Here is a 23,347-nt window from a genome sequence, read left to right on the forward strand (position 1 = left end):
GCGCACTACTGCGCCGCACTCCCCCACCCCAACGCCTTGTACAGCGCAATCGCATCCAGGTACGAGGCTGTCTCCGCCTCCGCCACCTCGCGCTTGATCGAGAACAGCGCCCGCTGGTTCTCCAGCACCGCCAGATAGGTCCCCGCGCCGCGCCGGTAGCGCTTGTTGGCAATGTCGATGGCCTCGCTGCCATGGCCGGCGGAGGCCATCAGGCTCTGCAGCCGGGCCTGGTTGCGCACCAGTTGCGTCACCGCGTTTTCCACCTCTTCGCGGGCCAGCAGCACGGCCTGCTGGTAACGTGCCTGGCTGCCCTCGGCCAGCGCCTCGCGCACCCGCAGGCGGGCACGGGCGTTGCCCAGGCGCAGCGCCGGCCAGGTCACCACCGGCGCCAGCTCGTAGGCGCGGGCGGCACTGCCCAGGTCGCCGCTGCGCAGGGCGAAGAAGCCGATGAAGCCGCCCAGGTCCATGCGCGGGTACAGCTCGGCGGTGGCCGCGCCGACATCCTCGGTGCTGGCCGCCAGCTCACGCTCGGCGCTGACCACATCGGGCCGCTGGCCGATCAGCGCGTCGACATCGCCCAACGGCAACTGGCGCGCCAGCGGCGGCAGGAACGGCGCGGCGCCCTGCTCCTGGCTGCCCGGCACCTGTCCGGTCAGCACGTCGAGGCGGTAGCTGGCCTGCTGGATCGCCGCCTGCAACGGCGGCACCGCCGCCTCGCTGAGCAACAGGTTGGCGTGGGCGTTCTGCTGGTCCTCGTATTGGCCGCTGCCGGCGCGCACCTGGGCGCTGGTCAGCTGCAGGGTCTCGCGCCAGGCCTCGACCTGGTCCTCGGCCACGCCCAGGCTGCGCTTGAGCCCAAGCTGGAGGTAGTAGTTGCGGGCCACCTCCGCGGCGATGCTCAGGCGCGCCTGACGCAGGTCTGCCGCCGCCGCGTCGGCGCGAGCCTCGGCGGCGTCGGTCAGGCGTTGCAGGCGACCGAACAGGTCGATCTCCCACTGCACGTCGAAGCCGGCGCGGTACTGCTCGGTGCGCATGCGCCGCGGGTCGCTGCCATCGGCCGGTTGCTGCTGCTCCAGGCTCTGGTTGTAGCCGGCGCGGGCGGTGATCCAGGGATAGCGGTCGAGGCTGCGGTCGTCGAACAGCGCCCGCGCCGCCAGCAGGTTGGCGTGGGCCTGGCGGATGTCAAGGTTGTTGGCCAGGGCCTGGTCGACCAGGCGCACCAGCTGCGGATCGTCGAAGAACCGCCACCACTGCGCCGGCAACTCGCCACGGGCGGCGAAGACGGCGCGCTGCGGGCTGTGCACGCCACTGGCCGGTACCTCGGCCTTCTGGTAGTCGGGGCCGACGCTGCACGCAGTCAAGGCCAGGGCCATCAGGGAAACGACGAATACAGGCTTCATGACTGGCCCTCCAGGGTTTCGGCCAACGACCGCGCCCGCGCCGAACGCGCGGTGCTGGCATGGTCACGGGCCAGCAGGCTGTAGATGGTCGGCAGCACGAACAGGGTGAACAAGGTCCCCACCAGCATCCCGGTGACGATCACCACGCCCAGCCCGAACCGGCTGGCGGCGCCGGCGCCCGAGGCGAACAGCAGCGGGATCAGCCCTACCACCATGGCCGCCGTAGTCATGAGGATTGGCCGCAGGCGGATCTGCGCCGCCTTGCCGATCGCCGTGCGCCGGTCCAGGTGCTGCTCGGCCTGCAGGGTGTTGGCAAACTCCACCATGAGGATGCCGTGCTTGCTGATCAGCCCGATCAGCGTCACCAGGCCGATTTGCGTATAGATGTTCACCGTGGCCACCCCCAGCGCCAGGGGCAGCAGCGCGCCGCTGATCGACAGCGGCACGGTGATCAGGATGATCAGCGGATCGACCAGGCTTTCGTACTGCGCCGCCAGCACCAGGTAGATCACCACCACGGCGGCGAGGAACGCCAGCATCAGGGCGTTGCCCTCCTGCTGGTACTGACGGGCGTCGGACTGCCAGTCGATGCTGAAGCCAACGGGCAACTCAGCCGCGACCTGTTCGAGGAAGGCCACGGTGTCGCCCAGGGTGACACCGGCCGCCGGGATGCCCTGGAAGGTCGCCGCGTTCTGCTGGTTGAACTGGGTCAGGCGGTTGGGCTCGACCTGCTCGCTGACCTGCACCACGGTGGACAGCGGCACCAGCCGGCCCTCCTCGCTGCGCACGTACTGTCGGGTCAGGGCCTGCGGGGTCAGGCGCTGGTCGCGTGGGCTCTGGGCGATGACGTCGTAGGAACGACCGTCGAGGCCAAAGCGGTTGAGGTAGTTCTCCCCCACCAGCACCGCCAGCGACTCGCCGATGTCCTGCATGCGGATGCCCATGCTGTTGGCCTTGGCCCGCTCGACCCGCACCTGCACCACCGGGTTGTTGTAGTCCAGGTCGCTGTCGACCACGGCGAACAGTCCGCTCTGCCGGGCCTTGGCCTTGACCTGCTCCATGGTGTCGAACAGCACCCGGTAGTCCTGGGAGCTGCGCAGCACCATCTGCACCGGCAAACCGCCGGTCGAGCCCGGCAGCGCCGGCAGCTGGAAGGCGAAGATGCTGGTGCCCTCGACATCGTTCACCGCCGCCTGCAGGTCGAGCTGGATCTGCGAGGCGTTGCGCGCGCGCTCGTCCCACGGTTGCAGGTTGATGCCGCCGATACCCGAGGCGATGCCGTCGCTGCCGTTGATGATCCAGGTGCTGACGGTCTCCGGCAGGGTGCGATAGACCGCGTCGAGCTTGTCGGCGAAGCGTTCGACATAGGCCAGGTTGGCATGCTGCGGCGCCTTGATCGCGGTGAGCAGCCCGGCCTGGTCCTCGGTTGGCGCCAGCTCGCGCTGCGGCAGGCTGTACAGCAGCGGCAGGCTGACCAGCACCAGCAAGGCGAAGCCGACGCTGATCCAGCGGTGCTTCAGCGAGAAGCCCAGTACCTGGGCATAGCGCTCGGCCAGCCAGTCGAAGAAACGGTTGGCGGCATGGGCCATGCGCCCTTCGGACTGGCGCGCATCGAGCAGGAACGAGCTCATCACCGGCGACAGGGTCAGCGCCACCACGCCAGAGACCACCACCGCGCCGGCCAGGGTCAAGGCGAACTCGCGGAACAGCGCGCCGGTCAGCCCGCCCATCATGCCGATCGGCGCGTACACCGCGGCCAGGGTGATGGTCATGGCGATGACCGGCCCGGCCACCTCGCGGGCGCCGATCAACGCCGCCGCCACCGGCGTGCGTCCCTCCTCGATGTGGCGGTGGACGTTCTCCACCACGACGATGGCATCGTCCACCACCAGCCCCACCGCCAGCACCATCGCCAGCAGGGTGAGCAGGTTGATGCTGAAGCCGAACGCCAGCATCAGCGCCGCCGCGCCGAGCATCGACAGCGGGATGGTCACCACCGGGATCAGCACCGTGCGCAGCGAACCCAGGCACAGGTAGATCACCACCACCACGATCGCCAGGGCCTCGAGCAGGGTCTTGGTCACCTCGTCGATGGAGGCCTGGATAAAGCGCGCCGTCTCGAAGGCAAGCTCGGCCTTGACGTCCGGCGGCAGGGTCTGGCGGATCTGCGGCAGCAGCTGGCGGATACCCTCGACGATCACCAGCGGGTTGCCGCCCGGGGTGGCGAACAGGCCCAGGTGCACCGCCGGCACGCCGTCCATGCTGGCGCTGGTTTCGGCCGAGGCGGCGCCGAGCTCGACGGTACCGATGTCACGGATGCGCACCAGGCCATTGCCGTCGTTGCGGATCACCAGCTCGCGAAAATCGCCTACCGAGGTCAGGTCGGTATCGACGCGGATATTGGCAATCACGTACTGGCCCTTCACCTTGCCAGGTGCCGCCTGGTAGTTGTTGCGCCGCACCGCCTCGGCCACGTCGGCGGCGGTCAGGCCTCGAGCGGCCAGGCGCGCCGGGTCGATCCACAGACGCATCGACAAGGTCTGGCCGCCGAACACCTGGACCTTGGCCACGCCCTCGATGGTGCTGAGCAACGGCTCGACCACCCGTGTGAGATAGTCGGTCATGGCCGGGATCGGCAGGCTCGGGCTGGCGAAGCCGATATAGGCCACCGCCGTCGACTCGCCGGCCGAGCGCTCGATCACCGGATCGTAGGCGCGCTCCGGCAGGCGGTAACGCACCTGGTTGACCTTGGCCATCACCTCGGTCAGCGCCTGGGTCGAATCGCGGTTGAGCTCCATGCGCACGGTCACCAGGCTGCGGCCCTGTACCGAGGAGGACGACAGGTAGTCGATACCTTCCACCGACGACACCGCCTGGGCGATCGGCTGGGTGACGAAGCCCTGCATCAGTTCGGCCGGGGCGCCGGGGTATTCGGTGGTCACGGTGATGGTCGAGCTTTCCAGCAACGGGTACTGGCGGATCGGCAACTGCAGCAGCGACAGCAGCCCCAGCAGCAGGATCAGGGTGCTGACCACCAGCGCCAGCACAGGCCGGCGCACGAACAGGTCGGTGAATGTCATGGCGTGTTCTCGCTGGGGTCAGGCGCCGCTGGCCGGGGCCTGCAGGGTGTCTTCGGTGGCTTGCACGGCGGTACCGTCGCTCAGGCGCAACTGCCCCGACACCACCACCTGGTCGTCTTCGTTCAGGCCCTGCTCGATCACCACACGGCCGGCCTGGCGCTCGCCGGTGCGCACCGCCACCCGCTGCACCACCAACGCACCGGCGGCGTCATCGTGGCGGGCGACGAACACCGTGTCGCCATAGGCGGTATAGGCCACCGCGGTTTCCGGCACGGTCAGCACCTGGCCGTCATCGGGACTGGCCACCTGCACGCTGGCGTACATGCCGGCCGCCAGGCGCGCATCGGGCTTGGCCAGGGTGGCCTGGACCTGCACCGTGCGCGAGCGGCCGATCAGTGGGTCGATGGCCGTGATATGAGCGGTGAACGGCGTATCGGGGAAGGCATCCAGACGCACCTCGACAGGCTGGCCGGGGCGCAGCTGGGCACTCAGCTGCTCTTCGAGGGAGAAGTTGACGTACAGGCTGCGGGTGTCGATCAGGCTGACCACCGGATCACCGACATTGAGGTACTGGCCCTGGTTCACCCGGCGGATGCCCAGGCGCCCGTCGAACGGCGCGCGCACCGCCTTCTGGGCGATCACCGCCTCGGTGCGGGCCAGTTCGCCCTGGGCCATGTCACGGGCCGCCAGGGCGTTGTCCAGCTGTTCCTGGGTGGCGGCGTTCTCGCGCAGCAGGTCCTTGACCCGCCGGTGGTTGGTCCGCGCATTGTCCAGCTGGGCCTTCAGGCGCAGGCGCTCGGCCTGCTCGGGGGCATCGTTGAGGGTGACCAGCACATCGCCCTTGCGCACCTGCTGGCCGGATGTGAAGTTGATCGCCGTCACCCGCCCGCCGATCTCGGCCGACACCAGCACCTGGTGCACCGCCTCCAGCTCGCCGACGCCGGCAAAGGCGCGTTTTTGCGGTTCTTTCTGCACCGTGGCCAGGGCCACCTTGACCAGGTACCGCGGCGCCGTCGCGGTGGCCTGGGCCTGACCGGTGTGGCGCCAGGCCAGGCCGGCGGCAGTGACCAACGCCAGCACCAGTGTGCTGCCAAGTATCGCCTTGCTTTTCATCACGCGTCCTCGCCTCAGGCCCAATTCAGGTTGAACAGGAAGAACGCCAGGATCGCCCACAGCACCAGCACCAGGTGGGTGAGCTGCAGGCCTTCCTGGCGGATCCAGTAGCCGAACCACAGGCCACCGAGCAGCATGGCGAAGGTGAAGGCGAGGAACGCAGCAAGCGCCAGGTTCAGCCAGGCGCGGGCCATGAGCGGGTCCTGGGCGATGATCAGCCCGTAGCAGCCGATCCAGGCCGCCACGCTGGCGACGACCTGCAGCAGCAGGATCACCAGCAGCGCGGCGCGAGCCAGGCCGGTCGACTGGCAGGCCCGGCGCAGCAACGGGAAGTCGATGGCCGGCGGCTGGCGCAGCGGCGCCATGGCCAGGGTGGCGCCAATGGCGCCGACGGAGCTGGCGAAAGCCTGCAGGTTGTTCAACACCGCGATGCTCAGCCATAACGCCAGGCCCACGGCCTGGATGGCCTGGAACAGCCACAGGGAGGTGTGCAAATCCATATCAACGTCCGTATTGATGGCCTGGCCAGGGGGAACAGGCAATTACACAAGAAAACGCTTGGATATTAGTGGCAGCCTTGCCGATGCACAAGCGCCCCTATTACAGGGGCGCGTGTTGCCAGGAGGATTGATGCGGATCAGTCGTGCGGCATTGCGGGGTTGAACCTGCCCCGGCCACCGCTCAGCCCAGGTGACGCAGGAACCACTGCCCCGCCGCCTGCGCCGCAGCCTGGAAGTGCCGCTGGTACGGATCGAAGTGCCCATCGGGCAGCAGCACCAGACGCTTGGGCTCCCCGGCGCGGTTGAACGCGGCCAGGGCCAGGTCGGCGGGGGTGACGGTGTCACGTTCGGCCACCAGCATCAGCAGTGGCGTCGGGCTGATGCGCTCGATGGTCAGGCCCGGTTCGTACTCGCTGGCCAGTTCACTGGAACGCAGGGTCACACGGTTGTCCCAACCCGCCTGCAGTGCCCGTGCCGTGCCGTAGAACGCTTCGGCGTCTGCCCCGGCATAGATGCCGGCCTCCCCCGCCTCGGCGATCACCCGTCGATACCCCGGCGCACCACCGGCATGGCGGGCCGCGCGGTCGCGGGCGAAAGCCTCGCGCACCGCGTGCACATGCTCGCCCGCCCGGCGCAGGAAGTTCTGGTGACCACTGATGGTCGGCACCTGGGCCACCACACAGCGCACCCGGCGGTCCCAGGCCGCCAGTTGCAGGGCGTGGCCACCGCTGTAGCTCGAGCCCCAGACGCCGATGCGCCGGGCATCGAAGCGCGGCTGCGTGCAAGCCCAGGTCAGCACCTCGCGCAGGTCATCGAGTTGCTGGCGAGGGTCGATCTCGCCTCGCGGCTCGCCCCCGCTGTGGCCGAAGTTGCGCTGATCGAACAGCACCACCGCCAGGCCCGTGGCGGCAAAATATTCGGCGAAACGGTCCAGGGCCTGGCCCTTGAGCGCGGCAAAGCCCGGGCTCATCAACACCAATGGCAGCGGCCCCGGGGCCTCGGGCAGATAGAGCCAGGCATCGAGGGTGATGCCATTGACGGCGATGGCGAGGTTCTCGCGGTTGAATGTGACGGGCATGACGCGGCTCCTGTGGCGGATCGGATACGCGTCAGCTTAGGGTCGGCCCGGGCGCGGCGCTGGCGCGCGGCGGTCAGGCATGCGTGCGTATCGGCCAACTTGCGCTGAAGACGCTGGGCGCACAGCCCATCAGCCGGCGGAACACCTTGGCGAACGCCGCCGGCGACTCGTAGCCCAGTTCCTGGGCGATGCGCCCCACCGGTTCGCCCTTGTGCAACCGGGCGATGGCGGCGAACACCCGGACTTGCTGGCGCCAATGTTGGAAGGTGCAGCCCAGCTCGGCCTGAAACAGCCGCGCCAGGGTACGCACCGACGCGCCCACTTCACGCCCCCAGTCCTCCAGGGCGCGCCCGTTCGCCGGGTCCTCCAGCAAGGCCGCGCAGAGCTTTTGCAGGCGAGGCTCGGCGGGCATCGTCAGGCGCAACGGCACATCGCGTGCCCAGCGCAGCTCGTCCAGCAGCAAGGCCATCAGGTGCGCCTCGCGACTGTCGGGCAACGTGTTCTGGTCGATGGCGCGGGCACTCAGCAGCAGCTCGCGCAGCAGCGGCGTCATCAACAGGCTGTAGGGCTGATCGGCAAGCTCGCAAGTCTGCGGGTGCAGGTAAAGCGTGCGCAGACTCACCTGGCCACGGGCGCGCAGGCTGTGCTCGAGCCCCGCCGGTACCCACAGGCCCTGTTGCGGCGACAGCACCCAGAACCCCTGGGCGCAGCGCAGCTCCATGATCCCGCGGGTTGCGAACACCAGTTGCCCCGCCTCGTGCCAGTGCGGGCTCAGGCGCTGGCCATCGGCATACTCGCGGCACACCGGGCGGCACCACTGCCCCGGGTGCTCGAACACCGGCAGGTGCTGCTTCACGCCTGGCCCGGCACGCGTGTCAGGGCTTCACGAAAGCGCTGGGTGCTGGCCAGTGCCAGCACCAGGCCAAGCACCGCCACGCCGCCACCGACCAGGCCGATATGCGCCACGCCCAGCTGGCTGCTGACGATGCTGCCCAAAAGCGCGCCGCCGCCGATGCCGATGTTGTAGATCCCCGAGAACAGCGCCATGGCCACGTCGGTGGCGTCCGAGGCGAGCTTGAGGGTCTTGGACTGCAGGGCCAGGCTGAAACTGAGGATCGCCACGCCCCAGACCATGCTCAGCCCGGCGAATACCGGGAAATCGCCCGACAGCGGCAATAGCAGCAGCAGGCAGGCGGCCAGGGCGCCGATGGCCCCCACCAGGAAGCCATGGGGGAAACGCTCGCTGTAGCGGCTGAACAGCACCGAACCGAACACCCCGGCGCCCCCGAACAGCAACAGCAGCAGCGTGGTGCGCTCGCCGCCGATCTGCGCCACGTGCAGGGCGAACGGCTCGATGTAGCTGTAGGCGGTGAACTGCGCGGTGATCACCAACGTCACCAGCACGTAGGTGATCACCAGCGCCGGGCGGCGGAACAGGATCGGCAGGCTGCGCAACGAGCCGGAGTTCTGGCTCGGCAGCAGCGGCAGCGACTTCATCAGGCACAGCATGGTCGCCAGCGCCACCCCGGCAATGCACAGGAAGGTGATGCGCCAGCCCAGGGCCTCACCCACCACCCGCCCCAGCGGGATGCCCATGACCATCGCCAGGGTGGTACCGGTTGCCAGCAAGCCCAGCGCCTTGGCCTGCTGGCCGGGCGGCGCCACGCGCACCGCCAGCGACGCGGTGATGGCCCAGAACACGGCGTGGGCCAGGGCGATGCCGATGCGGCTGACCAGCAGCATGGCGAAGCTCTGCGACAACCACGACAACAGGTGGCTGGCGATGAACACCAGGAACACCAGCAGCAGCAGGCGTCGGCGCTCGATGTTGCGGGTCATCAGCATCATCGGCAGCGATGCCAGCGCCACCACCCAGGCATAGATGGTCAGCATCAGGCCGACCTGCGCGGTGCTCATCTCGAAGCTGCGGCCGATATCGCTGAGCAGCGCCACCGGGACGAACTCGGTGGTGTTGAAGATGAACGCCGCCAGGGCCAGGGCGATGACGCTCAGCCAACTGCCGTTGCCGGCTGTAGGGGGCAATGAGGTGGGTACGGGTCCATTCATGTGAAGAGGTTTTTCTCCGCGGGCAAGGCAACAGGACGCACATCGCCTGCCCAGGTGCCAGGCCGGTGACGCACGTTTGATTATTGGAAGGATGCCCAGCATGGTACGCATCAAGCCCGGACCTCACAACCATGGACGCGGACGGAGTACCATGCACCCTTTTGTTGCATCGCCACCCACCCTGCGGAACAAGGAGTTCGATCCGCCCATGGACAAGCAGCACCCCCAGCAGCAATGGCGCGAGGCAGTCATCGCCTACGCCGAGGCCATCAACCACTATGTCGCGCAGGGCCGTGCGCAAGGCTGGGACGATCTGGAGGAGCCGCAGGCAGCGGCCACCGAACACCTGCTCGACGAGTGGCTGGCGGCGCTGCGGGCCATCAACCGGCCCGGCGTCGAGCCGGCGCAGCGCCAGCTGTTCCGCGAGGCCTGGCCGCCGGCGCACCTGCCACTGGTGCCTTTGTTCGAGGAACAGGCCCAGGGCATCGGCAACCTGCTGCTGCTCGACGACGGCAGCCTGCTGGCGCGCATCGGCATGCCGTTCGACCGGGGGCAGGTGCTGCGCATCGACGACCAGGGCGTCACCCCGGTGATCGGCGTCGAGCATTTCGGCCGCTGCCCGCAACGGCGCTACTACGCCCTGGCCAATGCCGAAGGGGTGCGCGTGACCGATGGCTGGGGCGGCCCGCAGGTGGCCAGGCTGGCCTGGCCCCATGGCCTGGAAGGGTTGCCCGCCGGCTACCCGTTCGACCCCCTCGACCTGCCGCCGATACCCACCGCGCTGCTGCCCTTCCCCGATGGCCAGCGGGTCCTGCTGGTCAGCAGCGACGGCATCTTCGTGCTCGCCGCCGACGGCGCCACGCGCCTGCTGCCACGAGAGGACGAGATTCTCGACGACCTGCGCCGGGGCACCGACCCGGACGATATCGTCCTGGGCCTGTCCATGGAGCATGCCGCGCTGTCACCGGATGGCCGGCTGATCGCCCTGGGCGAACAATGCGGCCGACACCTGGTGCTCGACGAGCAGTTCAAGCCTATCGCCGAAGTCGGCCCGGCCAGCGAATACCCGCACTTCGCCCTGTTCAACCGGCGTGGCGACCAGCTGATCCTCAACGCCTGCCACTTTTACCGGGGCGGCACCGTCGGCGTGCGGGTGGCCAACCTGCCGGGGCTGGACACCGGTTTCTACAGCGAGGACCCGCGCACGCCGCTGTTGCAGGACGGCGCACGGATCTACGCCGGAGTGGCCCGTGAAAGCGAGTACATCGTCGGCGACGCCCATGGCTACCTGCGCGCCTTCGGCGAGGACGGCAGCGAGCACTGGCAGCACTACCTCGGCTCGACCATCAGCGCCATGGACATCAGCGCCGATGGCCGCACCCTGGCGGTGGCCAGCCATGCCGGTTTCATTTCACTGATCGCCCTGGACAGCGGCAGGCCGCAATGGCAGATCGGCACCGGGGCGCATGGCGAGGTGAGGCGCTGGGTGTGCTGGAAGGGATTCGAGCAGCCGCTGGCCTGGTAGGCCGGCGGCGCCTGAAGGTCGGCAGACGCGTGACGCTCAGCCCCGCCGCCGTTTCAGCTGTTGCTTCAACACCCGCAAGGGCGGCGCATAGAAGAAGCCGAACGACACGCTGCCCTGGCGCCCCTTCACCGCATGGTGCAGGCGGTGCGCCCGATACAGGCGCCTGAGGTAGCGGTTGACCGGCTTTGGTGCTCGCGGCCAGTGCCGGTGGAAGAAGCCATCGTGGGCCAGCACATAGGCCACGCCATACCCCGCCACCCCAGCGCCAACCCACTGCAACGGCGCATGCCCGGCCTTGCCCAGGGCCACCAGTGCCGTGGCGATCAGGCCCAGGGCCAGCAGGTAGAGGTCGTTGGTCTCCAGCATGCCCAGCTGCGGCTCGTGGTGCGAGCGGTGCAGCCACCAGCCCCAGCCGTGCATGACGTACTTGTGGGCCAGCGTGCCGACGCCCTCCATGGCCACCAGGGTGCCGAACAGCACGGCGAGATTGAACAACATGGATCGGTCCGGGGGTTTGGCAACGAAAGGCGCAAGGGTACCATTGCCGCCAGGTCATTCGGAGGGATTTTCCATGAAGGATGTGCACGTCTCAGCCAGCACCGGCTACACCCGCCAGTCGAGCAACTATGAGCAAGGCCGGCCCGACTATCCCAGCGCCTTGCAGGGCTGGCTGCGCGACACCCTGGGCATCGGCGCCGGTACCCCGGTGCTCGACCTGGGCGCCGGCACCGGCAAGTTCACCCGCCTGCTCGCCGCGCTGGCGCCGCGTCTGACGGCGGTGGAGCCGGTGGCCGCCATGCGCGAGCGGTTCAGCGAGCGACTGCCGGAGGTCGCCGTGCTCGAAGGCACTGCCCAGCACATCCCGCTGGCCGACGCCAGCCAGCAGGTGCTGGTCTGCGCCCAGGCCTTCCACTGGTTCGCCGATGCCGCCGCCCTGCGCGAGATGCACCGGGTGCTGGCGCCGGGCGGCCGCCTTGGGCTGATCTGGAACGTGCGCGATGAAACGGTGGACTGGGTGGCACGGATCACCGAGATCATCACTCCCTACGAAGGCGACACCCCGCGCTTCCACACCGGTCGCTGGCGCGACGCCTTCGAGGGCAGCCGCTTCGGCGCGCCGCAACTGACCACCCTGCCCCACGTCCATGAAGGCAGCCCGCAAACGGTGATCCTCGAACGCCTGCGCTCGGTCAGCTTCATCGCCGCCCTGCCCCAGGCCGAACAGGACAGGGTCATGGCCAGGTTGCAGGATCTGATCGACAACCACCCGGACCTCAAGGGCCGCGAGCACATCGCCTTCCCCTACCGGACCCAGGCCTACGTCTGCCAGCGCCTGGCGTAACGCAATTGTCATGATTCACGCCTTGACCCTGCGCGGGTCAAGGCGTATGGTCCGCCGCGCATTCAAGCATCCCACACACAGGAGTCCCCTGCATTGGACAGTAGCCCCAGTCGATTGCGACAGGCCCACACGGCGAGCTAGTCCGGCAGCGTTCCTGCCACTGTCTCGCCGCACTCGGTAGACGGTGGTTCCCTTCGGCCCTGCGGGGTTGAACATTCCTCCTTTCCTTCCTGCCCTGCCACCTGGCATGGCGCGTGGTCCTGCGCATTCCTCGCTTTCATTCGCGCCGCCTGCGGTCGGTGCTCGTGCGGGCCATCGCCCGCGGAACGGAGTTCGCTATGGATTGGAAAATCTTTCTGCTGCGCGTCAGCGTGGCCCTGCTGCTCGGCGCCCTGATCGGTGCCGAGCGTCAACTGCGCCAGCGCCTGACGGGCCTGCGCACCAACGCCCTGGTCAGCACCGGCGCCTGCCTGTTCGTGCTGATGACCCAGGCCGTGCCGGGCATGGCGCCCACCGATGCCTCGCGCATCGCCGCCTATGTGGTGTCGGGCATCGGCTTTCTCGGCGGTGGCGTGATCATGCGCGACGGCTTCAACGTGCGCGGCCTGAACACCGCCGCCACCCTATGGTGCACCGCTGCGGTCGGCGTGCTGTGCAGCCTCGGCTTGCTGCTGGAAGCCTCCCTGGGCAGCCTGGTGGTGCTGTGCGCCAACATCCTGCTGCGCGACCTCGCCCAGCGTCTGGACCGCCAGGACGTGGTGCCGGCCAGCGAGGTCGAGCAGCGCTACGAGGTGCGCATCGTCTGCCGCGCCGAGGACGAGATCCAGGTGCGCAGCCTGATGCTGCACAGCCTCAGCGATCCGGGCCTGCGCCTGCAATCGCTGCACAGCGAGGACCTGGCCGACCCCGCACGCCTGGAAGTACGCGCCGAGCTGCTCGGCACGCCGCAGGCACCGACCCAGCTGGAGCGCCTGGTCGGCCGGGTGAGCCTGGAGAAAGGCGTGAGCGCCGTGCGCTGGCAGTTGCAGGCCCAAGGCCTGGCCACTGACTAGACATCGTCACGTACGTGCCGCTCGCGCAACTCCTGGCGCTCCTTGGCCTCGACACACAGGGTGGCGGTGGGCCGCAGCAGCAGGCGGCGCAGGCCGATCGGTTCGCCGGTTTCCTCGCACCAGCCGTAATCGCCCCGGGCCAGGCGCTCCAGCGCCTGGTCGATCTTGTCCAGCAGCTTTTTCTCCCGCTCCAGTGAGCGCAGTTGCCAGTGGCGTTCCTCCTCGGCGCTGCCAATGTCGGCGGGGTCGCTGTGCACTTCCTGTTCGCGCAGGGCGCGGAACTCCTGCTCGATGCGCGTCTGCAGCTCGCCGCGCTGGGTCAGCAGCAGGTTGCGGAAGAACTGGCGCTGCGGCTCGTTCATGTAGGCGCTGGTGGGTTGTTGCAGCAGTTGCTCTTCAGTCATGGGGGTAACTCCGGAATGCTGGGGGCGCCTTGCGCCCCTTTCGCGGCGCGAGGCCGCTACTACAGGAACAGGGGGATTCAGCGGTCGAACATCAAGGGCAAGCCCTGGCATTGGTCGCGTACCCGCCCCTGGTGCCAGGCCAGTTGTCCGGACACCACCGTGCTGCGCACCACGTGGTGGAAGGCGCGCTGCTGGAACGGCGTCCAGCCGCAGTGCGCCAGGACCGGGTCGTCCGCCACCGCCCGTGGGCTGGCCAGGCGCTCGACGATGGCGAAGTCCGCCCAATACCCCTCGCGCAGAAAACCGCGTTCGCGGATGGCGAACAGTTCGGCCACCGCGTGGCTGGTCTTGTTCACCACCTGGGCCATGCTCAACACCCCTTCGCTGACCAGTTCCAGCGCCGCCGGCAAGGCATGCTGCACCAGCGGCAGGCCGGACGGCGCGCGGGTATACACCCGACGCTTCTCCTCCAGGGTGTGCGGCGCATGGTCGGTGCCGATCACATCGATGCGGTCGCGGGCCAAGGCCTTGCGCAAAGCGTCACGGTCGGTGCCGGTCTTGATCGCCGGGTTGCACTTGATCAGGTGGCCGAGGCTGGCGTAGTCGCTGTCGTCGAACAGCAGATGGTGCAGGCACACCTCGGCGGTGATGTGCTTGCCGCTCACCGGGCCCGGCGTGAACAGCGCCAGCTCCCGCACCGTGGTCAGGTGCAGCACGTGCAGGCGCGTGCCGAAACGCCGGGCCAGTTCCACGGCCAGGCTCGAGGAGCGGTAGCAGGCATCGGCGTCGCGGATCAGCGGGTGCGCCGCCGGGGGAATGAACTCACCGTGGCGGGCCCGCCACCAGCCCTCGTTCTCGAGGATGCTCGGGGTGTGCTCGCAGTGGGCCAGGACGATGGTCGGCGCATAGACGAAGAGCTTTTCCAGCACCTGCGGGTCGTCCACCAGCATGTCGCCCGTGGAGGCTCCCATGAACACCTTGATCCCGGCCACTTCGCGCGGGTCGAGGGCGGCGATGGTGTCGAGGTTGTCGCGGCTCACGCCGAAGTGGAAGCCATAGTTCGCCCGCGAACTCGCCGCCGCCCGCCGCTTCTTGTCGGCCAGCGCCTCCAGGGTCAGGGTCGGCGGGTTGGTGTTGGGCATGTCCATGTAGCTGGTGATGCCCCCAGCCACCGCCGCCCGCGACTCGCTGGCGATGCTGCCCTTGTGCGGCGCCCCCGGCTCGCGGAAATGCACCTGGTCGTCGATCATCCCCGGCAGCAGCCAGGCGCCCCGGGCATCGATCTCCAGCGCCGCCCGGGCATTGTCGAGGCTGCCGGCGATCCGTTCGATGCGCCCGTGGCGCACCAGCAGGTCGCCTTCAAACTCGCGCCCTTCATTGACCAGCCGTGCGTTGCGCACCAGCAATGTGTCCATGTTCAGAACTCGTTCTGCAGGGCCTTGTAGCCCTGGACCAGGTCGATGTTGGTGCGCGCCACGTCCTCGGAGAACTCCGAGGCCGACACGCTGACCGGCGGGTAGCGCTCCAGGTCGGTGTGCGGGCCAATGTGCTCGGTGGGCGGCACATAGAAGCGTGGCGGCAGGTCGCGGCCGTCGACCACCGAGTTGTGCCGCACCACGCTGCCGTCGCCGACCTTGCAATTGAACAGCACGCTGTTGAAGCCGATGAACACCCGGTCACCGACCTCGCAGGGGCCATGGACGATGGAGCGGTGTGCGATCGAGCTGTACTGGCCGATGCGCACCGCCGCGCCGGACTTGGAGTGGATCACCACACCGTCCTGGATATTGGAGTTGGCGCCGATGACGATCGGTTGCATGTCGCCGCTGCCATCCACCTCGTCGGCGCGGATCACCGCGTAGGGGCCGACGAACACGTTGTCATGGATGATCACCTTGCCGCAGATGATGGCGGTGTGGTCGATATAGGCCGATTCGGCGATTTGTGGGAGATGGCCGGAGGGGTTTCTGCGGATCACGGTAAGGGCCCTGCATGGAAGGAGAAACGCAAATGTTACGTTATAACAATTACAATGCAACACCTCCACACGCCGATCTGGCAAACTCCACCTTCCTGCGCGACAACGCGTGGGCGCACCATCGCACCTACAGGCCCTGATCCACCATGCGTATCCGCCCCACCCTCGTCAGCGACATCCCTCTGCTCCCCGCCTTGGAACGCTCCGCTGCCCAGGCTTTCCGGCAGTTGCCGCACCTGGCCTGGCTGGCCGACAGCGAGGTGATGGGCGAAGCCGAGCACCTGGCGTTCGTCAACGAAGGTGGCAGCTGGATTGCCGTGGATGACCAGGATCAGCCGCTGGGCTTTCTCTGCGCCAGCACTACCGGTGACGCCCTGCATATTCATGAAGTGTCGGTCCGCCAGGAAGCCCAGGGCCAGGGCCTGGGTCGCGGCCTGCTGGACCAGGCCCGTATGGCCGCACGCCTGAATGGCTTGCCCTGGCTGACCCTGACCACCTTCGACGATGTCCCCTGGAATGCCCCGTTCTACGCCCGCTATGGCTTCGAGCGCATCCCGCTGCCGCAGCTCGATGCACGGCTGCAAGGCATCCTCGCCGGCGAACTGGCCCATGGCCTGGGCAACCGCTGCGCCATGCGCCTGTCGCTCGCCGTTTGAGCGATGTTTTCATCCAACCGACCATTGACGTAGAGTCGGATCACCCGTGGTAACGGACAACCCGATGGACAAGTACGCCCCCCGCCAGTGGCTCCCCCATGAGAAACCCAGCCTGCCCGGCTCGCCCTCGACGCCGCTGCACGCCCCGGCCAAGCGCCTGGCCTACGGCCTGGTTGGCCTGCTGGTGGCCATTACCGGTGGCCTGGGCAACGCCCTGGTGGTCGCCAACCTGCCGTTCCTGCAGGGCGCGCTGGGTGCCACCAGCGCCGAAATGGCCTGGCTGCCGGCGGCCTTCGTGATGACCAACGTGTCGATGAACCTGCTGCTGGTGAAGTTCCGCCAGGAGTTCGGCCTGCGTGCCTTCACCGAGGTGTTCCTGGTGCTCTATGCCCTGGTCACCCTCGCCCACCTGTTCGTCAACGACCTCAACTCGGCCATCGCCGTGCGCGCCGCCCATGGCATGGTCGGCGCCGCGCTGAGTTCGCTGGGCCTGTACTACATGATCCAGGCGTTCCCCGCGCAGTGGCGGCTCAAGGCGATGGTCCTCGGCCTGGGCGCCTCGCAGCTGGCGGTGCCACTGGCCCGGGTGTTCTCCGAAGACCTGCTGCAGATTGCCGAGTGGCGCGGGCTGTACCTGTTCGAGCTGGGCCTGGCCCTGGCCGCGCTGGGCTGTGTGTTGCTGCTCAAGCTGCCTCCGGGCGATCGCTTCAAGACCTTCGAGCCCCTGGATTTCCTCACCTTCACCCTGATGGCCAGCGGCACCGCCCTGCTCTGCGCGGCGCTGTCGCTGGGGCGCATCGACTGGTGGCTGGATGCGCCGTGGATCGGCGTTGCCCTGGCCGCCTCCATCGCCCTGATCCTCTCGGGCCTGGCCATCGAGCACAACCGCAGCAACCCGTTGCTGATGACTCGCTGGCTGGGCAGCGGCGCGATCATCCGCCTGGCCCTGTGCGTGATCCTGATCCGCATGGTGATCTCCGAGCAGTCCACCGGCGCCGTGGGTTTTCTCCAGGCGCTGAACATGGGTAACGAGCAGATGCGCGCGCTGTACGCGGTGATGCTGCTGGGCGCGGTCACGGGGCTGACCACCAGCGCCCTGACCATCAACCCCCAGCACCTGGTGCTGCCGCTGTTCATCTCCCTGGCCGCCATGGCCACCGGCGCCTTCATGGACAGTACCTCGAACAACCTGACCCGGCCGGCGCAGATGTACCTCAGCCAGTTCCTGCTGGCCTTCGGCAGCACCTTCTTCGTCGGCCCGTCGATGGCGCTGGGCATCGGCCATGTACGCGCCAACCCGCGCAACCTGGTGAGCTTCTCGGTGCTGTTCGGTATCTGTAACAACCTCGGCGGGCTGATCGGCTCGGCGTTGCTGGGCACCTTCCAGACCGTGCGCGAAAAATTCCATTCCAGCCAGCTGATGGACCGCCTGAGCGCCCTGGAACCCTTGGTCAGCGCCCGCGTGCAGGGCGGTGGCGCCGGTTACGCCGGCGTGTTCGCCGACCCGGCGCTGCGCAACGAGGCCGGCATGCGCCTGCTGGCCAACGCCGCGACCCGCGAGGCCAACGTGCTGGCCTACAACGATGTGTTCATGCTGATCGGCGCCATCGCTATCCTGACCATGATCTGGATCTTCATCCGCAGCCTGTACCTGCGCTACAACCACTCCACCAGCGGTGCTTCGAGCCGATGACCCAAGAAACGCCAACGACCACCACCACCGCCATCGCCGAAACCCCGGAAGGCGCGCAACCACCCAGCGAACCAACCAGCCCGGCGCGCAGTCGGCGGGTGCGCCTGCTGTCGTCGCTGAGTTTCGCCGCCGTGGCCCTGGCCGGCATCCTGCTGGTGCTGTATGCCTGGCGCCTGCCGCCGTTCAGCAGCGCCATCGAGAGCACCGAGAACGCCCTGGTGCGCGGCCAGGTGACGATCATCGGGCCACAGCTGGGCGGCTACATCGTCGAGGTGCCGGTGCACGATTTCCAGTTCGTCAAGCAGGGCGACCTGCTGGTGCGCCTGGACGACCGCATCTACACCCAGCGCCTGGCCCAGTCCATCGCCCAGCTCAAACAGCAGGAGGCGGCGCTGGCCAACAACCTGCAGCAGCGCAACAGCGCCGAGGCCGGCATCGCCCAGCGCCAGGCCGCGATCAGCGACGCCGCCGCCCAGGCCGACAAGGCCAAGGCCGACCTGCAACGCAACCAGGCGCTGGTCAGCGACGGCTCGGTGTCGCGCCGCGAACTGGACTTGAGCCGCGCCAGCCATGCCGCCGCCGTCGCCAGCCTGGCCCAGGCCCGCGCCGCGCTGGAAATCGCCCGCCAGGACCGCGAGACGGTGATCGTCAACCGTGCCGCGCTGCAGGCCTCGGTGGAGAATGCCAGGGCCGCCGTGGAGCTGGCCCGCATCGACCTGGACAACACCCGGGTCAAGGCGCCGCGCGACGGCCAGCTAGGGCAGATCGGCACCCGCCTGGGCGCCTACGTCAATCCCGGCGCGCAGTTGATGGCGCTGGTGCCGGACACCCTCTGGGTGATCGCCAACCTGAAGGAAACGCAGATGGCCAACGTGCGCATCGGCCAACCCGCCACCTTCACCGTCGATGCGCTCAACCACCTGAAGCTGCGCGGCCATGTGCAGCAGATCTCCCCGGCCACCGGTTCCGAGTTCGCCCTGCTGCAGGCCGACAACGCCACCGGCAACTTCGTCAAGATCGCCCAGCGCATCCCGGTGCGGATCACCGTCGATGGCGACCAGCCCGAGGCCAGGCAACTGCGGCCGGGGATGTCGGTGGTGGTGAGCATCGATACCCGGGACAGGTGACCGGCCTACAGGCTGACGCCGAGTGCCCGGCGCACCTGCTCGCCACGGGCATCATCCACCGCGCTGACCAGGGCGAAGTTGTAGTCGCCGTGGGACCAGTAGCGGGCCTGCAACTGGCCGTCGGTGCGCTGGCCGCTGGGCATGCGCTCGAAGTGCTCGCCGGGCGAGCGCAGGAACAGGCTGATGCGCAGCCCCTGGCGGTCCTGGAACACCAACAACGCCGCCGGCCCCGCCTCGTTGCTCAGCAGGCGTGCGCCCACCGGCTGCAGGCCATAGCCAGACAGGTCCGGCAATTGGCCGACACGGTTGAAGTGACGCCCCAGCCAGGCCTGCAGCCGCGCCGGATCACTGGCCTGGATATCCAGCGTGCTTGCATCGGCGAACAATCGGTGGGCCTCCACGGCATCGGCCATGGGTAACATGCCGGCGAACAGCGTCGCCTCACGTGCCTGCCAGCCGCCCAGGCCACCCAGGCCCACGGCCAGCAGCAATACCGCCGCCTGTGCCAGGCGCCATTGCCGACGCTGGCGCAGGCGGCGGCGCAAGGGCGCCAGGTCCAGCGCTGGATCGCTGGGCTGCTCGCCGAAGCCCGCCAGGGCCGCCCGCAGGCGCCGGGCATCGCCGCGCCAGGCCTCGATCCGCGCCGCCTCCTCGGGATTGGCCGCCAGCCACGCCTCGACCTCGGCCCGGCGGGCCGGTTCCAGGCGCTCGTCGACATAGGCATGCAACTCGTGCTCGGTGGGGATCAGGCGCGTCATTTGAGTCTCCGCAGGGCCGGGGGCGTGGGGTTGCCCTCGGTCAGTTCACGCAGGGCGGCACGGGCACGCGACAGACGCGACATCACCGTGCCGATGGGAATGCCAAGGGCGTCGGCCGCCTCCTTGTAGCTCAGGCCTTCGACGCTGACCAGCAACAACAGGGCGCGCTGCTCGGCCGACAGCCGGGCGAAGGCGCGCAGGTCGGCCTGGGCCAGGACGATGCTCTCGATCTCGCCGCCGGTCGGCTCCTCGGCCTGGCCCCGACCGAACCAGGCCAGCCAGCGGGCATGCAGGCGCTCGCGGCGCTTGCCGTCGAGGAACAGCCGGTAAAGGATGGTGAACAGCCAGGGCCGCAGGCTCTCGGCGTCGCGCTGCTGGCCACGGCGGCTCAGGGCGCGTTCGACCGTGGCCTGGACCAGGTCGTCGGCGCCGCCGGGCTCGCGGGTCAGCCACAGGGCGAAGCGGCGCAGGCGTTGCAGCAGCTCGCGCCATTGTTGGTCGTCCAGATCGTGCATGGTCGGGTTCCGGGCCCCAATGGGCAGTCAGTGTAATGGGCAGACGGCCCGGCACGAAATCTATTCCCCCGGCGGGAATAAATCGTTCGCCCTTGCGTCGTACCGGCTCATCCCACCTGACCGGAGCGTCCCCATGACCACTCCCCTGCATGGCCCCGCCAAGGCCCTGCGCCTGGCCGCCATCGGCGCCACCCTCGCCGCCCTCGGTGCGGGCTTCGCCTATGCCGCCGGCTGGATCGGCGCGCCAGGGCTGACCCCGCAGCGCATCATCGACACCTTCGAGGCCCAGGCCGGCCATTATCCCGGCTATCGGAAAAACCATGCCAAAGGCCTGTGCGTCAGCGGTTACTTCCAGGCCAGCGGGCAGGCTGCGGCACTCTCCAGCGCCCGGGTGTTCAGCCAGGCCCAGGTACCGGTGATCGGTCGCTTCGCCATCGGCGGCGCCAACCCGTTCGCCCCGGATACCGCCATACCGGTGCGCAGCCTGGCCATCCAGTTGAGCAGCGACGACGGCCAGGTCTGGCGCACCGGCATGAACAACCCGCCGGTGCTGGCGGTGAGCACGCCCGAGGGGTTCTACCAGCAGGTGCTGGCCGGGGCGCCCGACCCGGCCACCGGCAAGCCGGACCCGGCAAAACTGCAGGCGTTCTTCGCCAACCACCCGGAAAGCGCGGCGTTTCGCCAGTGGGCGGCCAGCTACAAGCCCAGCGACAGCTTCGCCAGCACCGCCTACAACAGCATCAACGCTTTTCGCCTGATCGATGCCCAAGGCAACGCCCACCCGGTGCGCTGGGCCCTGGAGCCGCAGACAACGTTCGCCGCCCTGCCCGCCCAGGTCGATGACAAGCAGTTCCTCCAGCACGACCTGCAGCAACGCCTGGCCCGGGGCCCGCTGCGCTGGACCCTGCGCCTGACCCTGGCCGAGCCCGGCGACCCGGTGGACGACCCTGCCCGCCCTTGGCCCGCCGAACGCCGCAGCATCGACGCCGGCACCCTGGTGCTGGAACGGGTCGATGGCCCCGAGCAAGGTGCCTGCCGCGACCTGAACTTCGACCCGCTGATCCTGCCGCACGGCATCGAACCGTCCGCCGACCCGATCCTCGCCGCCCGCTCGGCCGCCTATTCAGTGTCGTTCAACCGCCGCAGCCACGAAGCGCTGAGCGAAGGAGCCCGCCCATGACCGCCACCGCCTTCCACCCCCTGGCCCGCCTGCTGCACTGGCTGATGGCCGCGCTGATCCTGGCCATGCTGTTCATCGGCGTGAACATGGTCGGCGACCTGTCGCCACGGCATCCGCTGCTGGTCGAGCTGCACAAGGCCACCGGCCTGGCCCTGCTGGTGCTGGTGATCCTGCGTATCACCCTGCGCCTGGCCCTGCCGCACCCGGCGCTGCCCGGCGACCTGCCCCGCCTGCAACGGCTGGCCGCCGGCGCCTCGCACCTGCTGCTGTACGGCCTGATGCTGGCCATGCCGCTGCTCGGCTGGGCCATGCTCTCGGCCGGTGGCTATCCACGCCCCCTGCAACTGCCCGCCATCGCGCCCCACGACCTGCAGCTGTACGCCGTGCTGCGCCAGGCCCACGGCTGGGCGGGTTACCTGCTGTTCGCCACCGTGCTGCTGCACCTGGGGGCGGCGTTGGTGCATGCCCTGGTGCGCCGCGACGGCGTCTTGCGTAGCATGTGGCCAGGCCCGCTGCACCGCAGTGAATGAGCATTGCCGGGGTCGACACATGTAAATAATTATTACTAACATTGGCGCTCATTTCGTCGAACTGCCCCGGACTGCCCCATGAACGTCGCAAAGGACCCTGCCGCATTGACCCCCGCCAGCACCCTGGACCTGCGTCCACTGATGCTGGTGAACATGGCCTGCACCATGGCGATGATGGCCTTCGTCGCCCTGATCGGCCCCATCGCCCGCCTGCTGGGCATGGCCACCTGGCAGGCCGGCGCGGCGGTGACCGTGGCCGGTGTGGTCTGGGTGCTGCTGGCGCGGCCCTGGCCGTTATGGCCGGCGCCGCGTGCTGCTGCTGGGCAGTGGCGGTTTTACCTTGGCCTACTGGGTGCTGTGCCTGTTCATCGACGGTGCATTGCGCTGGCTGCCGGGCGCGAGCGTGGCGTTCTTCGGGCTGATGCTGGCCCGTGGCCTGATCGGCGCCTTCTATGCCGCACTGCCGGTGGGCGGCAACGCGCTGATCGCCGACCACGTCGAGCCCCAGCGCCGGGCCCGGGCCATGGCTTCGCTGGGCGCGGCCAATGCCGTCGGCCTGGTGGTCGGCCCGGCACTGGCCGCGCTGCTGTCGCGCTACAGCCTGAGCCTGCCGTTCTATGCCATGTCGCTGCTGCCGGCCACGGCGTTCGTGGTGCTGCTGTTCAAGCTCAAGCCCCAGCCACTGGCGCAAATCCATGCGCCCAATCCGGTGCGCCTGTCCGACCCACGCCTGCGTCGCCCGCTTCTGGTGGCCTTCAGCGCCATGCTGAGCATCACCGTGTCGCAGATCGCCGTCGGTTTCTTCGCCCTCGACCGCCTGCATCTGGAGGCCGGTGACGCCGCCCAGGCTGCGGGTATCGCCCTGACCTGCGTGGGCGTGGCCCTGATGCTGGCACAGGTGTTCCTGCGCAGGCTCGAGTGGCCACCGGCGAAAATGATCCGTGTCGGCGCCAGCATCTCCGGCCTGGGTTTTGCAGCTTCTGCACTGGCAACCCACGCACCCTGGCTGTGGGGCGCATTCTTTGTCGCCGCGTTCGGCATGGGCTTCGTCTTCCCGGCATTCTCCGCCCTGGCGGCCAACGCCATGCACGCCAGCGAACAGGGCGCCACGGCCGGCTCGATCGGCGCCGCCCAAGGCATGGGCGCGGTGATCGGGCCACTGGCCGGCACCCTTGTCTACGCCCTCGACCCGCGCCTGCCGTTCCTCGCCGTCGGTGCCCTGCTGTTGCTGGTGGGGCTGTGGCCGGTAGCCACCGACCAGCGTCACTGAGACGCACAGCGCGCAAGCCTGCAGAGTGTGTTTTAATGCCTCGCCCATTATTTTTGACACCTCTGCAAACAAGGCGGCT

At 68.6% G+C, this 23,347-nt stretch carries 21 protein-coding genes and 1 pseudogene; 9 read left to right on the plus strand and 13 right to left on the minus strand.

Going from position 1 to position 23,347, the window contains the following annotated elements; genetic code table 11:
- Window positions 1-5: 5 nt before the first annotated feature.
- The 7 genes from HU735_RS03895 to HU735_RS03925 all read right to left on the minus strand — a co-directional run bounded on the left by HU735_RS03895 (window position 6) and on the right by HU735_RS03925 (window position 9,238).
- Window positions 6-1,400 carry an efflux transporter outer membrane subunit gene (locus HU735_RS03895; protein WP_186712485.1) on the minus strand — a complete coding sequence of 465 codons (1,395 nt, stop codon included), beginning with the start codon at window positions 1,398-1,400 and terminating at the stop codon, window positions 6-8.
- Window positions 1,397-4,480, minus strand: coding sequence for a MexW/MexI family multidrug efflux RND transporter permease subunit (locus tag HU735_RS03900; RefSeq protein WP_186712486.1), 3,084 nt, complete (start codon window positions 4,478-4,480; stop codon window positions 1,397-1,399). Before HU735_RS03900 ends, HU735_RS03895 begins: the two co-directional genes overlap by 4 nt.
- A gap of 18 nt (window positions 4,481-4,498) precedes the next feature.
- On the minus strand, window positions 4,499-5,593 hold the full coding sequence (locus HU735_RS03905; RefSeq protein WP_186712487.1) for an efflux RND transporter periplasmic adaptor subunit: 1,095 nt from the start codon (window positions 5,591-5,593) through the stop codon (window positions 4,499-4,501).
- A 14-nt stretch (window positions 5,594-5,607) separates the two neighbouring features.
- Window positions 5,608-6,093 carry a DUF2165 family protein gene (locus HU735_RS03910; protein ID WP_186712488.1) on the minus strand — a complete coding sequence of 162 codons (486 nt, stop codon included), beginning with the start codon at window positions 6,091-6,093 and terminating at the stop codon, window positions 5,608-5,610.
- Window positions 6,094-6,274: 181 nt separating this feature from the next.
- Window positions 6,275-7,171, minus strand: a complete 897-nt coding sequence (locus HU735_RS03915; RefSeq protein ID WP_186712489.1) for an alpha/beta fold hydrolase — start codon at window positions 7,169-7,171, stop codon at window positions 6,275-6,277.
- A gap of 73 nt (window positions 7,172-7,244) precedes the next feature.
- On the minus strand, window positions 7,245-8,027 hold the full coding sequence (locus tag HU735_RS03920) for a helix-turn-helix domain-containing protein (protein ID WP_186712490.1): 783 nt from the start codon (window positions 8,025-8,027) through the stop codon (window positions 7,245-7,247).
- Window positions 8,024-9,238, minus strand: a complete 1,215-nt coding sequence (locus tag HU735_RS03925; RefSeq protein ID WP_186712491.1) for a sugar transporter — start codon at window positions 9,236-9,238, stop codon at window positions 8,024-8,026. Before HU735_RS03925 ends, HU735_RS03920 begins: the two co-directional genes overlap by 4 nt.
- 208 nt (window positions 9,239-9,446) lie before the next feature.
- Between HU735_RS03925 and HU735_RS03930 the strand changes: the two genes are divergently transcribed.
- Window positions 9,447-10,763: a hypothetical protein gene (locus HU735_RS03930; protein ID WP_186712492.1), complete on the plus strand. Its 1,317-nt coding sequence runs from the start codon at window positions 9,447-9,449 to the stop codon at window positions 10,761-10,763.
- Between the two features lie 36 nt (window positions 10,764-10,799).
- Here the strand turns inward: HU735_RS03930 and HU735_RS03935 are convergent, their stop codons facing one another.
- The gene (locus HU735_RS03935; protein ID WP_186712493.1) at window positions 10,800-11,261 is read right to left on the minus strand and encodes a sterol desaturase family protein; all 462 of its coding nucleotides are present in this window, start codon (window positions 11,259-11,261) and stop codon (window positions 10,800-10,802) included.
- Between the two features lie 73 nt (window positions 11,262-11,334).
- On the opposite strand from HU735_RS03935, the gene HU735_RS03940 reads away from it, so the two are divergent.
- Together HU735_RS03940 and HU735_RS03945 are read left to right on the plus strand one after the other, a co-directional pair.
- The gene (locus HU735_RS03940) at window positions 11,335-12,105 is read left to right on the plus strand and encodes a class I SAM-dependent methyltransferase (protein ID WP_186712494.1); all 771 of its coding nucleotides are present in this window, start codon (window positions 11,335-11,337) and stop codon (window positions 12,103-12,105) included.
- A gap of 338 nt (window positions 12,106-12,443) precedes the next feature.
- Window positions 12,444-13,157, plus strand: a complete 714-nt coding sequence (locus tag HU735_RS03945; RefSeq protein ID WP_186712495.1) for an MgtC/SapB family protein — start codon at window positions 12,444-12,446, stop codon at window positions 13,155-13,157.
- Here the strand turns inward: HU735_RS03945 and dksA are convergent.
- The 3 genes from dksA to HU735_RS03960 all read right to left on the minus strand — a co-directional run bounded on the left by dksA (window position 13,154) and on the right by HU735_RS03960 (window position 15,539).
- Complete coding sequence (gene dksA / locus HU735_RS03950) at window positions 13,154-13,561, minus strand: RNA polymerase-binding protein DksA (protein WP_186712496.1); 408 nt, start codon at window positions 13,559-13,561, stop codon at window positions 13,154-13,156. The two genes, HU735_RS03945 and dksA, sit on opposite strands and share 4 nt — an antisense overlap.
- A 77-nt stretch (window positions 13,562-13,638) precedes the next feature.
- Entirely contained in the window at window positions 13,639-14,976 is a 1,338-nt protein-coding gene (locus HU735_RS03955) for a dihydroorotase (protein WP_186712497.1), read from the minus strand.
- Window positions 14,977-14,978: 2 nt separating this feature from the next.
- Complete coding sequence (locus HU735_RS03960) at window positions 14,979-15,539, minus strand: carbonate dehydratase (RefSeq protein WP_062362175.1); 561 nt, start codon at window positions 15,537-15,539, stop codon at window positions 14,979-14,981.
- 146 nt (window positions 15,540-15,685) lie between these two features.
- Here HU735_RS03960 and HU735_RS03965 point away from each other — a divergent pair, with 146 nt between their 5' ends.
- From HU735_RS03965 to HU735_RS03975, 3 genes are all read left to right on the plus strand, one after another.
- Window positions 15,686-16,195 carry a GNAT family N-acetyltransferase gene (locus HU735_RS03965; protein ID WP_186712498.1) on the plus strand — a complete coding sequence of 170 codons (510 nt, stop codon included), beginning with the start codon at window positions 15,686-15,688 and terminating at the stop codon, window positions 16,193-16,195.
- A 64-nt stretch (window positions 16,196-16,259) separates the two neighbouring features.
- Entirely contained in the window at window positions 16,260-17,888 is a 1,629-nt protein-coding gene (locus HU735_RS03970; RefSeq protein WP_186712499.1) for an MFS transporter, read from the plus strand.
- On the plus strand, window positions 17,885-19,015 hold the full coding sequence (locus HU735_RS03975) for an HlyD family secretion protein (RefSeq protein WP_186712500.1): 1,131 nt from the start codon (window positions 17,885-17,887) through the stop codon (window positions 19,013-19,015). Before HU735_RS03970 ends, HU735_RS03975 begins: the two co-directional genes overlap by 4 nt.
- A gap of 5 nt (window positions 19,016-19,020) precedes the next feature.
- On the opposite strand, the gene HU735_RS03980 is transcribed toward HU735_RS03975, so the two are convergent.
- Together HU735_RS03980 and HU735_RS03985 are read right to left on the minus strand one after the other, a co-directional pair.
- Window positions 19,021-19,773 carry an anti-sigma factor gene (locus HU735_RS03980; RefSeq protein ID WP_186712501.1) on the minus strand — a complete coding sequence of 251 codons (753 nt, stop codon included), beginning with the start codon at window positions 19,771-19,773 and terminating at the stop codon, window positions 19,021-19,023.
- A complete protein-coding gene (locus HU735_RS03985; RefSeq protein WP_186712502.1) occupies window positions 19,770-20,288 on the minus strand; it encodes a sigma-70 family RNA polymerase sigma factor in 519 nt (172 codons plus the stop codon). The genes HU735_RS03980 and HU735_RS03985 overlap by 4 nt, the downstream gene beginning before the upstream one ends.
- Window positions 20,289-20,421: 133 nt before the next feature.
- On the opposite strand from HU735_RS03985, the gene HU735_RS03990 reads away from it, so the two are divergent.
- From HU735_RS03990 to HU735_RS04000, 3 genes and pseudogenes are all read left to right on the plus strand, one after another.
- Window positions 20,422-21,468 carry a catalase family peroxidase gene (locus tag HU735_RS03990; RefSeq protein WP_186712503.1) on the plus strand — a complete coding sequence of 349 codons (1,047 nt, stop codon included), beginning with the start codon at window positions 20,422-20,424 and terminating at the stop codon, window positions 21,466-21,468.
- Window positions 21,465-21,998: a cytochrome b gene (locus HU735_RS03995; protein ID WP_186712504.1), complete on the plus strand. Its 534-nt coding sequence runs from the start codon at window positions 21,465-21,467 to the stop codon at window positions 21,996-21,998. The genes HU735_RS03990 and HU735_RS03995 overlap by 4 nt, the downstream gene beginning before the upstream one ends.
- Before the next feature lie 78 nt (window positions 21,999-22,076).
- A pseudogene (locus HU735_RS04000) lies at window positions 22,077-23,268 on the plus strand (MFS transporter).
- Window positions 23,269-23,347 lie beyond the last annotated feature (79 nt).

The organism is Pseudomonas sp. BW16M2 (assembly GCF_014268865.1).
GTDB classification, from domain to species: Bacteria; Pseudomonadota; Gammaproteobacteria; order Pseudomonadales; family Pseudomonadaceae; genus Aquipseudomonas; species Aquipseudomonas peradeniyensis.

Bases quoted from the DNA above. Each gene is read 5' to 3' on its own strand.
- dksA (WP_186712496.1), bottom strand. From the start codon at position 13,561: ATGACTGAAGAGCAACTGCTGCAACAACCCACCAGCGCCTACATGAAC.
- HU735_RS03965 (WP_186712498.1), top strand. From the start codon at position 15,686: ATGCGTATCCGCCCCACCCTCGTCAGCGACATCCCTCTGCTCCCCGCC.
- HU735_RS03895 (WP_186712485.1), bottom strand. From the start codon at position 1,400: ATGAAGCCTGTATTCGTCGTTTCCCTGATGGCCCTGGCCTTGACTGCG.
- HU735_RS03980 (WP_186712501.1), bottom strand. From the start codon at position 19,773: ATGACGCGCCTGATCCCCACCGAGCACGAGTTGCATGCCTATGTCGAC.
- HU735_RS03945 (WP_186712495.1), top strand. From the start codon at position 12,444: ATGGATTGGAAAATCTTTCTGCTGCGCGTCAGCGTGGCCCTGCTGCTC.
- HU735_RS03935 (WP_186712493.1), bottom strand. From the start codon at position 11,261: ATGTTGTTCAATCTCGCCGTGCTGTTCGGCACCCTGGTGGCCATGGAG.
- HU735_RS03910 (WP_186712488.1), bottom strand. From the start codon at position 6,093: ATGGATTTGCACACCTCCCTGTGGCTGTTCCAGGCCATCCAGGCCGTG.
- HU735_RS03970 (WP_186712499.1), top strand. From the start codon at position 16,260: ATGGACAAGTACGCCCCCCGCCAGTGGCTCCCCCATGAGAAACCCAGC.
- HU735_RS03955 (WP_186712497.1), bottom strand. From the start codon at position 14,976: ATGGACACATTGCTGGTGCGCAACGCACGGCTGGTCAATGAAGGGCGC.
- HU735_RS03990 (WP_186712503.1), top strand. From the start codon at position 20,422: ATGACCACTCCCCTGCATGGCCCCGCCAAGGCCCTGCGCCTGGCCGCC.
- HU735_RS03995 (WP_186712504.1), top strand. From the start codon at position 21,465: ATGACCGCCACCGCCTTCCACCCCCTGGCCCGCCTGCTGCACTGGCTG.
- HU735_RS03915 (WP_186712489.1), bottom strand. From the start codon at position 7,171: ATGCCCGTCACATTCAACCGCGAGAACCTCGCCATCGCCGTCAATGGC.
- HU735_RS03985 (WP_186712502.1), bottom strand. From the start codon at position 20,288: ATGCACGATCTGGACGACCAACAATGGCGCGAGCTGCTGCAACGCCTG.
- HU735_RS03900 (WP_186712486.1), bottom strand. From the start codon at position 4,480: ATGACATTCACCGACCTGTTCGTGCGCCGGCCTGTGCTGGCGCTGGTG.
- HU735_RS03905 (WP_186712487.1), bottom strand. From the start codon at position 5,593: ATGAAAAGCAAGGCGATACTTGGCAGCACACTGGTGCTGGCGTTGGTC.
- HU735_RS03940 (WP_186712494.1), top strand. From the start codon at position 11,335: ATGAAGGATGTGCACGTCTCAGCCAGCACCGGCTACACCCGCCAGTCG.
- HU735_RS03930 (WP_186712492.1), top strand. From the start codon at position 9,447: ATGGACAAGCAGCACCCCCAGCAGCAATGGCGCGAGGCAGTCATCGCC.
- HU735_RS03925 (WP_186712491.1), bottom strand. From the start codon at position 9,238: ATGAATGGACCCGTACCCACCTCATTGCCCCCTACAGCCGGCAACGGC.
- HU735_RS03975 (WP_186712500.1), top strand. From the start codon at position 17,885: ATGACCCAAGAAACGCCAACGACCACCACCACCGCCATCGCCGAAACC.